The 15,502-nt window shown below is 48.3% G+C and carries 15 protein-coding genes; 7 read left to right on the top strand and 8 right to left on the bottom strand.

The window, feature by feature from the left end; genetic code table 11:
• The first annotated feature begins 6 nt into the window (after nt 1-6).
• The 5 genes from BMZ56_RS15120 to BMZ56_RS15100 all read left to right on the top strand — a co-directional run bounded on the left by BMZ56_RS15120 (nt 7) and on the right by BMZ56_RS15100 (nt 6,796).
• Nucleotides 7-2,451, top strand: coding sequence for a 3-hydroxyacyl-CoA dehydrogenase/enoyl-CoA hydratase family protein (locus BMZ56_RS15120; RefSeq protein ID WP_090628124.1), 2,445 nt, complete (start codon nt 7-9; stop codon nt 2,449-2,451).
• A gap of 4 nt (nt 2,452-2,455) precedes the next feature.
• Nucleotides 2,456-3,631, top strand: coding sequence for an acetyl-CoA C-acyltransferase (locus tag BMZ56_RS15115; RefSeq protein ID WP_090628122.1), 1,176 nt, complete (start codon nt 2,456-2,458; stop codon nt 3,629-3,631).
• 17 nt (nt 3,632-3,648) lie between these two features.
• Complete coding sequence (locus BMZ56_RS15110; RefSeq protein WP_090628446.1) at nt 3,649-5,439, top strand: acyl-CoA dehydrogenase FadE; 1,791 nt, start codon at nt 3,649-3,651, stop codon at nt 5,437-5,439.
• Between the two features lie 165 nt (nt 5,440-5,604).
• Nucleotides 5,605-6,159 carry an RNA polymerase sigma factor gene (locus tag BMZ56_RS15105; protein ID WP_245893252.1) on the top strand — a complete coding sequence of 185 codons (555 nt, stop codon included), beginning with the start codon at nt 5,605-5,607 and terminating at the stop codon, nt 6,157-6,159.
• Entirely contained in the window at nt 6,149-6,796 is a 648-nt protein-coding gene (locus BMZ56_RS15100) for a hypothetical protein (protein WP_090628121.1), read from the top strand. Before BMZ56_RS15105 ends, BMZ56_RS15100 begins: the two co-directional genes overlap by 11 nt.
• 32 nt (nt 6,797-6,828) lie before the next feature.
• Here BMZ56_RS15100 and BMZ56_RS15095 read toward each other — a convergent pair whose 3' ends face one another.
• The 4 genes from BMZ56_RS15095 to BMZ56_RS15080 form a co-directional block, all read right to left on the bottom strand.
• Nucleotides 6,829-7,242 (bottom strand): DUF983 domain-containing protein, encoded by a 414-nt coding sequence (locus tag BMZ56_RS15095; protein ID WP_090628119.1) that lies wholly within the window; start codon nt 7,240-7,242, stop codon nt 6,829-6,831.
• 97 nt (nt 7,243-7,339) lie between these two features.
• Nucleotides 7,340-7,915: a nitroreductase family protein gene (locus BMZ56_RS15090; protein WP_090628118.1), complete on the bottom strand. Its 576-nt coding sequence runs from the start codon at nt 7,913-7,915 to the stop codon at nt 7,340-7,342.
• Nucleotides 7,916-7,927: 12 nt separating this feature from the next.
• Entirely contained in the window at nt 7,928-9,190 is a 1,263-nt protein-coding gene (pepT, locus tag BMZ56_RS15085; protein ID WP_090628443.1) for a peptidase T, read from the bottom strand.
• A gap of 7 nt (nt 9,191-9,197) precedes the next feature.
• Nucleotides 9,198-9,581 (bottom strand): hypothetical protein, encoded by a 384-nt coding sequence (locus BMZ56_RS15080; protein WP_143072935.1) that lies wholly within the window; start codon nt 9,579-9,581, stop codon nt 9,198-9,200.
• A 117-nt stretch (nt 9,582-9,698) separates the two neighbouring features.
• Between BMZ56_RS15080 and BMZ56_RS15075 the strand changes: the two genes are divergently transcribed.
• Both BMZ56_RS15075 and BMZ56_RS15070 read left to right on the top strand, forming a co-directional pair.
• Complete coding sequence (locus BMZ56_RS15075) at nt 9,699-10,430, top strand: hypothetical protein (protein ID WP_090628115.1); 732 nt, start codon at nt 9,699-9,701, stop codon at nt 10,428-10,430.
• Nucleotides 10,427-12,121 (top strand): hypothetical protein, encoded by a 1,695-nt coding sequence (locus tag BMZ56_RS15070; RefSeq protein ID WP_104443719.1) that lies wholly within the window; start codon nt 10,427-10,429, stop codon nt 12,119-12,121. The genes BMZ56_RS15075 and BMZ56_RS15070 overlap by 4 nt, the downstream gene beginning before the upstream one ends.
• Nucleotides 12,122-12,163: 42 nt before the next feature.
• On the opposite strand, the gene BMZ56_RS15065 is transcribed toward BMZ56_RS15070, so the two are convergent.
• From BMZ56_RS15065 to BMZ56_RS15050, 4 genes are all read right to left on the bottom strand, one after another.
• The gene (locus tag BMZ56_RS15065) at nt 12,164-12,994 is read right to left on the bottom strand and encodes a universal stress protein (RefSeq protein ID WP_090628111.1); all 831 of its coding nucleotides are present in this window, start codon (nt 12,992-12,994) and stop codon (nt 12,164-12,166) included.
• Nucleotides 12,995-13,003: 9 nt separating this feature from the next.
• Complete coding sequence (locus BMZ56_RS15060; RefSeq protein WP_090628110.1) at nt 13,004-13,768, bottom strand: DUF4197 domain-containing protein; 765 nt, start codon at nt 13,766-13,768, stop codon at nt 13,004-13,006.
• Nucleotides 13,769-13,837: 69 nt separating this feature from the next.
• Nucleotides 13,838-14,674: an endonuclease/exonuclease/phosphatase family protein gene (locus BMZ56_RS15055; protein WP_090628108.1), complete on the bottom strand. Its 837-nt coding sequence runs from the start codon at nt 14,672-14,674 to the stop codon at nt 13,838-13,840.
• A 7-nt stretch (nt 14,675-14,681) separates the two neighbouring features.
• Nucleotides 14,682-15,464, bottom strand: a complete 783-nt coding sequence (locus tag BMZ56_RS15050) for a glycerophosphodiester phosphodiesterase (RefSeq protein WP_090628107.1) — start codon at nt 15,462-15,464, stop codon at nt 14,682-14,684.
• Between the last annotated feature and the right edge of the window lie 38 nt (nt 15,465-15,502).

Raw genomic sequence — 15,502 nt, 5'->3', positions numbered from 1 at the left:
TTAGACATGAGACATGAGACACTAGATAAAAGGCGTATCACGAAAGTAGCCGTATTGGGCTCCGGGGTAATGGGCTCGCGCATCGCCTGCCATTTTGCGAACATCGGCGTTGAGGTATTGCTGCTTGATATCGTTCCCAGGGAACTGACGCCACAGGAAGAGGCCAAGGGCCTGACGCTTGAAAGCAAGTCCGTACGTAATCGAATTGTCAACCAATCGCTCGAAGCGGCTGTCAAAACCAATCCATCACCTGTGTTCAGTAAACATACGTTGAGGTTGATTACCACAGGTAATTTCGAAGATGATATGGCGGCCATCGAATCCGCCGATTGGGTAATCGAAGTGGTGGTGGAGCGGTTGGATATCAAAAAACAGGTATTTGACCAAGTAGAGCAGCATCGCAAGGCAGGAACGCTGGTCACCTCAAACACCTCGGGTATTCCCATTCACTTAATGGCAGCGGGGCGAAGCGATGACTTCAAAGCGCATTTCTGTGGCACACACTTCTTTAATCCGCCCCGTTATCTCCGGTTACTTGAAATTATCCCTACGCCCGATACCAAACCGGAGGTTGTGGATTTCCTGCTGCACTATGGTGATAAATTCCTTGGCAAAACCACGGTGCTCTGTAAAGACACCCCGGCTTTCATAGGCAACCGCGTAGGGGTGTATTCCATGTTGGCCTTAACTCATTTGGTCGACCAGCTCGGTCTGACGGTCGAAGAAGTCGATAAATTCACCGGTCCTGCAATGGGGCATCCCAAGTCGGCCACGTTCCGCACCGCGGATGTCGTGGGGCTGGATACCCTGGTTAATGTGGCTAACGGGTTGGCAGAAAACGCCAAAGACGATGAAGCGGCGGGCGTATTTCAATTGCCATCCTATATCCGGCAGATGGTCGATAAAAAATGGCTGGGTGAAAAGAGCGGGCAGGGGTTCTATAAAAAGATAAAGGACGATAAAGGCAATAGCGAGATTCTGGCACTCGACCTGAACACATTGGAATACCGGAAGCAGGAAAAGGTGAAGTCAGCAACGCTGGAAGCCACCAAGCCGGTTGAGGACATCCGCAGACGGATGAAGGTATATGAGGAGGGGACAGATAAAGCGGGGGCATTTTTTCGTGCCATGCATTATCCCCTGTTTGAATACGTATCGCGACGCGTACCGGAAATCACGGACGAGTTTTTCCGTATTGATGATGCCATGCGCGCAGGCTTCGGTTGGGAACTGGGTCCGTTTGAGGTATGGGATGCATTGGGTGTAAAGGAGACGCTGGATAAAATCAAGGCTGAGGAGAAGCGGATACCCGGTTACAGCGGCGAAGTGGCCGATTGGGTCCGCGAGATGCTCGATGCAGGGAACGATTCTTTCTACCGGGTGGAAAATGGCATCCGGCATTACTACGATATACGTAGTAAATCGTACAAACCAATCCCAGGCGCGGAAGCTTTCATTATCCTGAGTAACATACACGGACAGAAGACCGTTTGGAAAAACAGCGGTATTACGGTGACCGATCTGGGTGATGGCATCCTTAATGCGGAGTTTCATACGAAGATGAATACCATCGGGGGCGATGTTATCCAGGGTTTGCATAAAGCGATCGATGTGGCAGAAACCGATTTCCGCGGCCTGGTCATTGCCAATGACGGCGCCAACTTTTCGGCAGGGGCCAATATCGGCATGATCTTCATGATGGCGGTGGAGCAGGATTACGACGAGCTGAACATGGCGGTGAAGACATTCCAAAATACGTCCATGCGGCTGCGGTATTCATCCATTCCGGTGGTGGCAGCGCCGTTTGCGCTGACCTTGGGCGGAGGGTGTGAGTTTTCCATGCATGCCGATTTTGTGCAGCTCCATGCCGAGACCTATATGGGGTTGGTTGAGTTCGGTGTTGGCGTGATCCCCGGTGGTGGTGGCTCGAAAGAGTTTGCACTGCGGGCATCGGATGAAATGAAAGAAGGGCAAATTGAGCAGCAGGTGCTGCGCGACCGTTTCCTCACCATCGGACAGGCCAAAGTATCTACCTCGGCAGTGGAGGCCTTCGAATTGGGCTATTTACAGGCAGGTAAGTACGCGGTCAGTATGAACCGAAGCCGTCTGCTGGCGGATGCGAAGGCGAAGGCTATCGAACTAGCCGAAGCGGGGTATACCCAACCGGTACCGCGTACCGATATCAAAGTGCTCGGCAAGCAGGGACTGGGCATCGTCTATGTGGGGGCTAATTCTATGCGATCGGGAAATTACATCTCCGAACACGACCAAAAGATTTCCGAAAAACTCGGCTGGGTGCTATGCGGTGGAGATTTATCGTCGCCCACGGAGGTCTCCGAGCAGTACCTGCTTGATTTGGAACGGGAAGCATTCCTCTCGCTGTGCGGTGAGCGTAAGACATTGGAACGAATCCAACACATGTTAACTACGGGTAAACCCTTACGAAATTAATATCATGGAAGCGTATATAATTGCAGGATATAGAACGGCAGTAGGTAAAGCTCCGCGAGGCGTTTTTCGTTTCACCCGGGCGGATGATTTGGCGTCGGACGTGATCAGACACCTCGTGGCTTCCGTACCGAACCTTGATACGGAACAAATTGACGATGTGATTGTAGGCAATGCGACACCCGAAGCGGAGCAGGGACTTAATATCGGCCGGCTTATCTCGCTGATGGGGTTGGATACTGAGAAAGTGCCTGGAGTGACGGTAAATCGGTATTGTGCGTCTGGTTTGGAGACAATCGCTACGGCGGTGGCCAAGATTAAAGCGGGTATGGCGGATGTCATTGTTGCGGGTGGGGTGGAGGTGATGTCGGGAATGCCCATGGGCGGTTGGAAACTGGTGCCCAACCCGGATGTGGCCAAACGACATCCCGATTGGTATTGGAATATGGGCTTGACGGCAGAGGCAGTGGCGAAAGAATATAAGGTCAGTCGGGAGGATCAGGATGCATTTTCACTGAAATCCCACCAGAAGGCCGTGACGGCAACCAAAAATGGTCATCTTACAGCGGGCATATTGCCTATTACGGTTAGGGAAAACTACCTCGATGCGGGCAAGAAAATAAAGACCCGTGAATATGTTGTGGATACCGACGAAGGCCCCCGGCCAGATACTAGCTTGGAAGCATTAGCTAAACTGAAACCAGTCTTTGCTGCCGGCGGCTCGGTTACCGCAGGCAATTCCTCGCAGACGTCGGATGGGGCCGCATTTGTATTGGTTGTTTCCGAACGGAAGCTGAAGGAGTTGAATGTGCCGCCCATTGCCCGTTTGGTTAACTATGGTGTGGCCGGGGTACCGCCGCGCATCATGGGGATCGGACCGATCGAAGCCATTCCCAAAGCCTTGAAACGAGCAGAGATGAAATTGAACGATATTGACCTCATCGAGTTAAATGAAGCATTTGCCTCACAATCGTTGACGGTTATTCGCGAATTGGGTATCAATCCCGATATAGTGAACGTAAACGGCGGCGCGATTGCCTTGGGCCATCCATTGGGTTGTACCGGGGCAAAATTGTCGGTGCAATTGTTTCATGAACTAAAGCGGCGAAATCAACGGTATGGGATGGTAACCATGTGTGTAGGAACCGGGCAGGGTGCTGCAGGGATTTTTGAAATTTTATAACCGAATAACCGAGTATGATGGAAACGATTAAGAAATCGGCAATAAAGGGCGGTGAGTTTGTCATTCGGGAAACGTCTTTTGAGGAGGTGTTTATTCCGGAAGAGTTTGACGAGGAACAGGTAATGATCCGGCAAACCTGCCAAGATTTTCTGGAAGCGGAGGTCTTTCCGAACCTGGACCGCATTGATGCGCAGGAGGAGGGGCTGATGCAAAACCTGCTTGATAAAGCGGGCGAACTGGGGTTGCTGGGAGTTTCAGTGCCTGAGCAATATGGAGGCTTTGGTAAAAATTTTAACACCTCCATGCTGGTGGCCGATGTCATCGGTGCTGGTTATTCATTCGCGGTGGCACTTTCGGCGCACACCGGCATCGGCACGTTGCCCATTTTGTATTATGGCAACGATGCACAAAAGGATAAATACATCCCCAAGCTGGCGACGGGCGAGTGGAAGGCTGCCTATTGCCTGACCGAACCCAATGCTGGATCGGATGCGAACTCGGGACGGACGAGCGCGAAACTGAACGCTGAAGGTACGCACTACCTCATCAACGGTCAGAAAATGTGGATCACTAACGGAGGTTTTGCCGACGTGTTTATCGTGTTCGCGAAGATCGATGACGACAAGAATCACACGGCTTTTATCATAGAACGGGGATTTGGTGGCATTACCATGAATCCCGAAGAACATAAACTGGGTATAAAAGGGTCCTCTACGCGGCAGGTGTTTTTCAACGATTGCCCTGTGCCTGTCGAGAATATGCTTTCCGAACGCGAGAACGGATTTAAGATTGCGGTGAACATCCTGAATGTGGGGCGTATCAAATTAGGTGCGGCTACCATCGGCTCTTCGCGCCGTGTAATCAACCAGGCTGTCAACTATGCGAATGAACGTGTGCAGTTCGGACTGGCGATTTCCAAATTCGGTGCCATACGCTACAAGTTGGCTGAAATGGCCGCACGAAACTTTGCCGTAGAAAGTGCGGCTTATCGCGCTGGACAAAATATTGATGACGCGTACGAAGCCCTTGTGGCGGGCGGAATGGATGCCACCAGGGCGAAACTGAAAGCGACCGAGCAGTTTGCCATCGAATGTGCCATCCTGAAGGTTTGGGGTTCGGAAATGCTGGATTATGTCGTTGATGAAGGGGTACAGATCTACGGAGGAATGGGCTACTCGGCCGATGCACCGATGGAACGTGCGTACCGCGACTCGCGTATCAACCGTATTTTCGAGGGTACCAACGAGGTGAACAGGCTGCTAATTGTTGACATGCTGCTCAAACGCGCACTCAAAGGCGAACTTGATCTGATGGGACCGGCACAAGCCGTGGCAGGAGAATTGATGGCGATTCCGGATTTCGGCGAGATAGATGAGACGCCATTTGCATATGAAAGGAAGTTGATTGCAAACCTGAAGAAAGTCGGGTTACTGGTGGCAGGAGCAGCCGTTCAGAAGTTGATGACGACCCTGCAAAAGGAACAAGAAATATTGATGAACATAGCCGATATCATCGGCTATGTCTACCTCGCTGAATCTGTCCTATTGCGTGTGGAAAAGCTAGCCAGCAAACAGGACGCAATTCGTATACAGGGACCCTTGGATATGGCGCGGATTTACCTGTATACTACGGTCGACAAGGTTTACCTGGCGGGTAAGGAAGCTCTTCTTTCATTTGCCGAAGGTGACGAACTGAAAATGATGTTGGTGGGGTTGCGCCGCTTTACGAAAACTGAACCCTATAATATCAAGGAAGCCCGGCAACGGGTAGCAAAAATACTAATAGAAGCAAATGGCTGGTGTTTTTAACCAATAATTCACAAACACGTGATGGCAAGCTGGGACGGTAAATACCGTTCCGGCTTTTTTGTTTATGGAAACCATGCTTATTGTGCATCCAATTTTTGGGGATAACAGACAATTTGTCTAAGTTTGGAAGTAGGCCGGCATCGTGATTTCATAAATAAGACATTCGTGTTTAACGAACAACATCTTTTGGCAGAATACCGGAAAACGGGAGACCTGCAGCTATTGGGTAAGCTGTATGAACCTTATATGCCGTTAATTTACGGACTGTGCCTCAAATATTATAAAGACGAAGCGAAAAGTGAGGATGCAGTCATGCAGATTTTCGAATCGTTGATTTCGAAATTGCGCGTTCATGAAGTAAATAACTTCAAAAGTTGGTTATATACACTGGCCCGTAATCATTGCCTCATGGAGTTGCGCAAAGCTAATCGGGTTACCACGGTCGATATCGAAGAACATGTTGTGGAAAGTGATGTTTTTCTGCATCAACAAGATGAAGGGGAGCAAATTCCGGAAGAGCGGCTCGTGTTGATGGAGTCGTGTTTGGAAACACTCAGTGACGAACAGCGGAGATGCATCACCTTATTTTATATGGAGCAAAAGTGTTATAAAGATGTTGCCGAACAAACGGGATACGACCTTGGCCAAGTGAAAAGTTATATTCAGAACGGTAAGCGCAATTTGAAAATTTGCATGGAAAAAAGTAGGGATGAACAATAATTACCATATTATCCGTATTCAACAGTATCTCAATGGCGAATTAAATGACGATGAGATGTATCGGCTTGAGCGCGAAGCGCTGGATGATCCGTTGTTACAGGATGCCATTGACGGGTACAGGATGCAGCAGGAGGTGAGCCATCGTCGGCTGAGCCTGCTGCAACAACGACTCGCTGCACGCATTGCGGATCAGGCGAAAGAACGCGATGCGTTTTTCTTTGGGTGGCAACGTTTGGGCGTGGCCGCTACCGCTTGTGTACTTATGGTGTTGGTGTTGGTGTTATTGTGGATGCGTAACCATCACCTTCAGCCCAAAGTGACGGAGAAGGAGGTGAAAGTGGAGTTGGCTCCTGTAGTACAGGTGCATGCCCAGGCCGCCGGAGATGAAAGGGAGTTCGATGCAATGCCAAACGATGGTTGGCAGCAGTTCAATGCATATCTTTCTGAAATTAAGGAAATACCCGCAATCAAGGGGCAAATCGTGTTAGCTTTTAAAATCGATCCTGCGGGAAAGCCGTATGCGATTCAAGCGATCGGTAAGGCTGACACGCTCCTAATAACCGAGGCGAAGCGGTTTTTGGAGGAAGGGCCTGTATGGAAAGGTAAAAAGGGCAAAATAGCCCTGTCATTTGAATAATAAGTGGCACGGCATGCGACCGATACCGCTTTTTATCGATCTGTCGATTGGCCTTTGGCAGTTTCAGGCTGATAATGAAAGCCCGGTGTCAACCAAAATAGGAGAATGACGCGCGAATACCGATAATTAAAAGGAGCGAATAACAGGGCCGCAGAGATTGCAACGGTTAGATATAGCCAAAATGAGTCGTCAATTTTTGTAATGAGATAAGTTGCCAAACAAGCAATAACCATTTCTGCCACGCTGAGTGCATAGCTTACAAACATGGATACATAGAAATGCCCCGGCCGCTGTTCGAATTTCAGCTGGCAATGCGGGCAGTATTCGTTCATTTTCTGCGCCTTCAAGCCGTACGCTCTCCCAGTAAACAAGGCTCCTGTCCGGCAACGCGGACATTTCGCATGAAGTGCTGCTTTGAATTCACTGATCTCTTGGGTGGTTTCCATGGTGCAAAGGTACGGTTATGCGGTGGAGAAGAGTGGTACTTTTTGGACGTTTAATGGTAATTAACACAGCGTTGATCTAATTGGCTATTATAACCATTCATTCTTCCCATCGTATTTTTTCCAAGATTGATTTTCGGCTGGCTTCACGGGCTGGCTCGTCGTGATATCCCATGTAAAAGAAGCCTAAACACTCCTCGTTGGCAGCTAAGGTCAGAAAATCGCCCATATACTTGACGGTACCTGGACTGCTCCAATATCCACCTATTCCCGCTGCAGCAGCAGCAAGCCACAGATTTTGCACGGCGCAGGCCGTGGCCGCCAGCTCTTCCCATCGAGGCAGGGCATCGCTATAAAATACGGAAATGGCGATAACTGCACCTGACTGAAGTACCTTTTCCCGGGTATTTTCATACTTTTTTTGCAGGAATTGCTCGGAGGGAGTGTATGTTTTGTATTGTTCGGCAAGCTGGTTTGCCAACTTCGCGAGGCCGTTTTCCCTGAAAACAATAAACCGCCAGGGTTGTGTAAGTTTATGTGTCGGCGCAGTATTGGCACATTCCAGCAATTCGATCAACAGGGATTTAGGTATTTCTTGCCCCGTATAGCTGGGCGGAAATACTGCACGCCGTTGCTTGATTACTTGTTTTATGGATTCGTAAGTTGTGTTTTGCATGATTGAATTTAGTTACGCATGTTCTTCCCACAGTGCGGCGATATGCAATATTGTCCGGACGGCCTTTTCCATATCCTGTACCGATACCCATTCCTGCCTGCCGTGGAAGGCATGGCCGCCTGCAAAGACATTGGGGCAGGGGAGCCCCATGAAGGAAAGTCTGGAACCGTCGGTGCCGCCGCGTATACTTCGTCTGAGTGGCTGCATTCCGGCGCGCCGGATAGCTTCCAATCCAATCTCCATGATCTGTAGGTGCTTGTCCAGCACCTGTTTCATGTTTCGGTATTGTTCTTTTACGCTAAACCGGTAACTGCAACCGGGATATTTGGCGACGACCGTTTTCACGATGTTTTCCAATTCCCGTTCATGGGTTTCCAGCTGGTTGTCTACAAAGTCCCGCACGATGAATTCAAGGGTCGCCTGTTCTACGCCACCGTTGATGGATACCGGATGCACAAAACCTTCGCGGCTGTTGGTACTTTCCGGCGAGAGTCGATCTTTGGGTAACGTATGGATGATTTCCGACGCGATCTTGATAGCACTTTGGAGCTTACCTTTGGCGAATCCGGGGTGAACACTGACGCCGTTGATCAGGACAGTTACGCCATCCGCTGAAAAGGTTTCATCTTCGATGGAACCAGCGGTTTCACCATCGAGGGTGTAGGCGAAGTCGGCACCCAGTTTGGTTAAATCCACCTTATCGACTCCACGGCCAATTTCTTCGTCAGGTGTAAAGAGAATTTTGAGGGTACCGTGTTTGATCTCAGGATACGTCATCAGTAACTGTGCTGCGGTCATGATTTCTGCAACACCAGCTTTATCGTCGGCACCCAAAAGTGTGGTGCCACTCGCCGTGATTAGATCGTTACCAACTTGATTCCGGAGGTCAGGATGCTCGCTGGGTTTGATGACGACGGAAGAGTCGTCTGGCAGCGTAATATCCCCACCCTGATAATTCCGATGGACAACAGGTTTTACGCCGGTGCCGGAACAATCAGGCGATGTATCCATATGTGAACAGAAGCAAATTACCGGTACGGGCGTGTTGCTGTTGGCAGGGATGGTTGCATACACGTAACCATATTCGTCAAGGTGCGCATCGTCAATGCCTAATGCCAGCAGTTCATCGACCAATATCCGGCCGAGGTTTTTCTGTTTTTCGGTAGATGGATAAGTTGACGATGATGGATCCGATTGTGTGTCGACCTGCACATAACGCAGGAAGCGCTCTTCGACGCCGGAGTTAGTTAGGGTGTTTATGATCAAATCGCTCATGGTCATTTTATCTTTTTTGTTCCAATGCTGTTATCCGTTGTTTCAGTGTCTCGATGGTAACTTCCTGTGAGCGGATGGTCGTTTCTTGGGTGGTAATCACCTGTTTCAGTGTTTGGATAAATTCGTTGGTCAGTTTTGGAGTTTCCTCGGGCAGGTAATTGTCGGGATGCTCCTTCAAAATGGCGCCTTTTCGCATTTCCCCTTCTCCTCTCAGGAGCCACTCAGTCGAATATTGGGGATAATTTTCGGTTAGTTTGACCAGCCACTTACTTTGGATGTCCGTGCTGTTTGCTAAAGCCCTTGAAAATACCCCTTTACTGGCACCTATTACTGCCTCCAAGGCTGTGACACTGATACCCTCCTCTTCTGCGATTTCTTTAATTCTCTTCAATACTGAACTCATTGCTAAAAATAATCTTCATATAATTTGTTTTGAAGAAAAATAGTTCTTATTTTTGATTTATCAGAAATAATTATTTCTGAACTATCTTCTATAAATCTTAACGGCATGAAATTTAAGCAAAAGAAACTAAAGGCTGAAAATTTTCGGTATGTAATCAAACGAGTCATCAAAAACCCAATGATCTATTTGAATGATTTCTTCGGCAGTCAAACAAGGATTAACTACTGGCTTCGTGACATCAACCTCATCGTAAACCATGCTGTATGTTCGGATATGGCTTGTCCGGCGTTATCTGAAAGCGGATTTCATTGCAGGCAGCTTATTGAACAGGTGGAGGTGGCTTATGTTATTTACAAGCAATGTCGCCTGAAGAAACACGTCAAGCCACTGGAATTCTTTAAAACTAAGAAGGATTATTGGGCTTTCGTACTCGACGGTGATGTTACTTTTGATGGAAAAGTGAATCCCGCCGATACATTGAGTAAGTTTTTTTCCTATCAATCATTGCTTGGATGGTACGAAACCTTAGACGATATGATGATGTATTTGGCAGACCAAACGGGCTGGGGTGATGAACGGTTTGGCGACCGGATTGTTGCCATCCGGGAGCTGCTGCTCCGGCTTGCACAGGCGCTTTACCATATTTACGATAACGGAGGACTTTCGGTACAAATGCCGTCTTATTTGACTGCTTATTCAGTTGACGCGAAGGACGGAGACGCGGACGAGGAAGGTGCCGATGAACCCGTGGCATTGGGAAATGCACCGGAGGCAACAGGCGAGTTGCCATCGGATGAAAGAACCGAAGAACAAAACCAACCAACCGAGACCCAATGAACCCTACATTCCGTTCAGACCCCGTGCTGCGACTCATCGTCCAGCGTATCACCGTTAACTTGCTGATTGATCAGATTTACCTGCATCCATATACCATTCAGGGAAGGCGGGTCAACCAGTTGTACATTTTACTGCGCAATTCCGTAGGCCAGGGGATTGTCTCGGCGCGGGCGCTTTGCAACTTGGCTGTATCCGAGAAACCGGCATACCGCTGCCATGTTGCCTTTCCTGATGAAGTGAATCGCAAGATCAAACAGGGTAACATGCGTGCTACGCTGATCTGTCAACCCGATAAGCTGATTTTTGAACACCCCGAGGTACACACACGGATTCAATTGCCCGAAGTGGATTATGGTGCGTGGTGCAGGCAAGCAAAAGCACACTTCGCTAAAGAAGTATCCAAAATCGACGCATTTGCAGAAGGGTATTCGTTTTATGTTAATAAAGAGAATTATGGTCAAGCGGCTTTCATGCTTCATCAAGTGATCGAGCAGGGTTACCGTGCGGCAGAAAACCTCGTGATGGGCAAGGAGAAAATCAGTCATTCCCTGCGTAACCACCAGGAATACATTGCGCCGTTCTGTCCGGAATTGGGGGTGCTTTTTGAAAAGCAACACGAGTTGAGCATTATGGGTAAACTTGATGAGTCCTATAGTTCGGCGCGGTACGACCATGATTTCTCCATGTCGAAAGAAGATTTAACCATAGCTGCCAATAAAGGAAAGGAATTGCTTGCGTACCTGACCGCGTTTAACCGAGATCTGCTCGATGAAATCCAACGGCGGCAAGTTGAAGAAGAAGCCTTGGCAACCAAGGACGCAGATAACCGGCAAGCGGTAGACAGCGAATCAACAGAGAGCAAAATACCCAACTCCGACGACCATCGTGAGCGAATCCTATCAGCTATCCGTCAATATTTTTTGCCCACCCATGTGTTTTGTTTTGCGTGCCAATCGCGGGAAGAGCGGTCGGTGAACCTCGTAATACGGGGCAATCGGGAAATAGCTTACCATCGGTATTATCTTGCTATCCTGACCAAGGAACAGCCGGATCAAGCGTTGCACAAGCAGCACCAGATAAATGAGGTGTTGGGGGAAGAGTTGGAGATTGTGGCGCTGTATTTCAGACTGGAGACATTCAATAGGAAGTTGAAGGAAAGAGAAGTGTTTTTTCATTTTTTGGCGAATACTGCAGAGAGATGGGTAGAAGAAGACGAAGTCTTAGTGAGGGAATTGGTGTCAGTACCTATTGAAGTCAAGCATCGTAGATTTATTTGGGGGGATCATTTACGAAATGCAAATGGATTGATGTCAATGGCTATTGATCATCTGGGAGATAGGTATAGTGAATGCACAGCGGTGGTTATTGCTCAAGCTATCGAACAGCTTTGTTTAGGTTGGCTATATGCTTTTTGGAGTTATTGCCCCGAAAACAGTTTAAATTTGATGTATTTGATTCGACTAACTGAAAGCATTTCTCCACTCGTTCGGACGTGTTTCTGTTTGGATGTCAGTGAGGAACGAGAATTGGTTGTACAACTATCGGAAGCGCTAAATGAGTTCCGTTATAGTTCTCGTTATTATTCCGATCAATACGCTCTCAATGTAATGTACGATCGTCTAGCACAATTTGAACGGAGTTTGAGTCGGTTGGTCAACCTCCACTTTGAAACGCTGGAAGTAGTTGATTAATAGAAAATTGGTGGAGTATACGTCTCAACCATCTTCTTGCTTTCACGCCACCGGCTTATTCTTTAGTAATACCACAGGCACATCGGCAATGTTCAGCAGTTTCTTGCTTACGCTGCTGTGGAAAAGTCGTTCGAAAAAGCCATAGTTTCGGGAAGCCATGAGTATCAAGTCAATACCGTATTTCTTTACATAGTCGAAAATCCCCGCTGCCTTGTCAACCGGTTCGCTAACAACTTCAAATACCGGATGAAGCGATTCCAGCATGCTAAGAATTGCCTGCTTGCCCAGAATTTTTTCAGGCGTCTGGCCCTGCGTCGCGGGGTCTACATGCACGATGTATGTTTCCGCTTCCAGTTGGCTGGCCAAGCGGATGATACTTGCAGCCGGGGTTACATGTTCCACGTTCTTCAGATCGGTGGCGTAAACCACTTTGTTTACCGGTCTGAATAGATGATTGCGGGGCACGATGAGCAGCGGCGCAACTCCGGATTCCGCTACGGCCATCGTGTTGCGGCCAATCAGCGTATTCTCGATATCAGACAATCCAGCGATGCCCATTACGATTAATGATACCGCGTATTGAGCTACAATAGCTTCTACACCGGATTTTACGGACTGGTCATCAGCCAAAAAAATGAATTGTCTAACAGATAAGGGGGCGGGAATATGTAGCCTGGATGCCATCTTTTCCAGATGCCTCAGCGTAGTGTGCTGGTATCCCGTATGTTCATCGTAACCATCAGCCGGTCGGTGGGCGTAAGAATGATAAAAGACTACCTTTTCCGCTTGAAGATGTGCCGCCATATCCAACGCGTACTGCGCCGCCGTATACGATACATCTGAGAAATCCACAGGAATTAAGAAATTCTTCATGCCCAGCCGCTATTTTTTCTGCTTGTCAGCGTAACCAAATACTTTTTGCAACAGTGGTGTCGTGCGGGTACCGCCCAGGTTATTGCGGATTTTAAGCTCTTCCGCTGCGACCTGGTAAAACAAGCCATCAATGGCTTTTTGGGTTACGTATTTGTTTAAATCGGTTTCTATCTTTTCATTTACCAAAGGAATCTGGTTATAGCGGCCTACTACAGCACTCCAATATTGAGCGACGTTATGCTTGCCAAGTGCGCCCTCTACAATTGGGCTGAATCGTTTGGTCAGTTCGGCTGTTGTCGTCCGTTTGAAAAAGTCTGTCGCTGCATCCGGCTGGCCGCTCAGCAAAATGTTAGTAGCGTCGCGAACGGTTAATTGCGAAAGTGCTGATACGAAAACGGGAGCCGCCTCGCTCACCGCACTTTCGGCCGCACGGTTGAGGCTTTGGATTAGGTTGTCGCACAGTGAGCCCAAGCCAATTCCGCGAAGGGCGCTTTCCACCTTTTGTGCTTCGGGTGGCATTAGGATCTTGACGGCAGCGTTGCCTAAAAAGCCGTTCTGAACAGCCAGTGAGTTGATGCTGCGATCCAATCCTTGACTCAGTGCCTGTTTAATGCCAGAAGCAGCTTCGCTTGAACTGATCGAATTGGGCGATGCTGTGGATGAGGTCTGCCCACCGGTTGTTCTACTGGTGGTGGTCATTTGGCTCAACGTATCACATTGGCTAAACAATAATAGGCAGGAGGCTACCGGAAGCAATAGTAGTAAACGGTTCATAGGAATCACAATTTTATACTAAATTGAATCTCACCCAAACATAGGTAACTTGCGTGTTATATACAAGTATCAGGGGACATGTACCTCTGCCATCACCGGAAAATGATCGGAAGGTGTTTTGCCTTGATAGCTGTCTGTCAGGATACCGTATCTGATCACACTGAACGGTTTCGATAAGAAGATGTGATCAATACGACTGTCGCCCGTCTTGCGGATGTCAAAACCGTTGTAGGTGCTAGTAGGTGCATATTTCAAGGGCGATAACTCGTAGGCATCGGTTACCTCACCGCCATCGTTGAGTACATGGTAACTCTCGTTCCGTTGATCTACATTGAAATCGCCGGTGATGATCATCGGGATACCGTTGCCCAACTCGTGGGCCTTTCTGACAATCAGTTCGGCACTTTGCTTACGGGCTTCCACGCCTATGTGGTCGAAATGTGTGTTAAAAAGGAAGAACTCGAAACCGGTTTCTTTCGCTTTGAAAAGGCCCCATGTGCAGATTCGGGGCAGCGCTGCATCCCATCCCTTATTCGGGGTTTTTGTGTTTTCAGCAAGCCAGAAATTGCCTTGCTTTATCACGTCAAATTTAGCGACGTTATAAAATATTGCTGCATGTTCGCCACCATTTTTTCCATCATCCCGGCCTACACCAATGTAGGTATAGCCTGGCAAGTTGTTCTTGATGTCTTCCAATTGGTGCTTGAGACCTTCCTGGGTGCCAAATATATCAAAGCCGTGAAACCGGATCAATTGTACAAGGTGTGGGTACCTGTCTTTCCAGAGATTGCCTACATCGCCTGAGGCGTCATACCGGATATTATAGGTTGCTACGGTAAATTGCTGCGCAAAACTGAATGCTGCACAGATAAAAAGAAAAAAGAGGGTGCTCAGAAAGCCTTTCATTCGATCATTATTTGGTGCTATGGATGACGTCCAGCAGCAACGCAGGTTCGTCTGTAGTAATGAATTCAACATTTTGGCCCAGTAGGTTTGTCATTTCTTCCCGGGTATTTACCGTCCAGGCATTAACGACAAGCCCCAGGTCGTGGGCTTCGCGTATCCAGGTTGGATTGTTTTTATATACTTTGAAATGGTAGTCCAGGCCATATAATTTGTCTTTTTTGGCTTCCGCCGGCGTTTTGTCTCCATTGAGGTAGTATACCTTTGCACTGGGGTCAAGTTCGACAATGCGTTTGCAGGCATCGTAATCGAAAGCGATGTATTCTACCCATTCCTCAGCTCTCAGCTTATGGACTAATTGCACGGCCAGATCGGCCGAATACAGCGTACGTTCCTTGCCAAGTTTTGAGGTTTTGAGTTCATAAATGAGTTTGGTCTTGTGCTGTTTCATCCCTTCCCGCAGGTAAGCTTCTGCGGTTGGAATCGATTCGCCATTAGGGTGTTTTTTTGCCAGCAATTCTGAATAGGTGGCAGTGGCAATATCGATTCCATAAAAGTCATTGTCATGATTGACAACCAATACGTCATCCTTGGTAAGGTGCACATCAAACTCTGAACCTGCGCAGCCCAATGCTACGGCACGTTGTAGGGAAGCAATCGAATTTTGCGGATGATTATCCACCTTCCATGCCCCACGGTGTGCGATGGCTTGATTTTGGTTAAACTGGGCAGCTGATACATGCCACATGGCGCAAACAATTAAAGTCAGAAAAATACGGGTTACAGTTTCCATTCGTGAATAACGTTTATAGCTCTATTTTTTGCCAAGTA

This window comes from Parapedobacter indicus, from assembly GCF_900113765.1.
Classification (GTDB): domain Bacteria; phylum Bacteroidota; class Bacteroidia; order Sphingobacteriales; family Sphingobacteriaceae; genus Parapedobacter; species Parapedobacter indicus.
The sequence above is the reverse complement of the archived record's forward strand: the minus strand, read 5'-3'. Positions and strand labels throughout refer to the sequence as shown.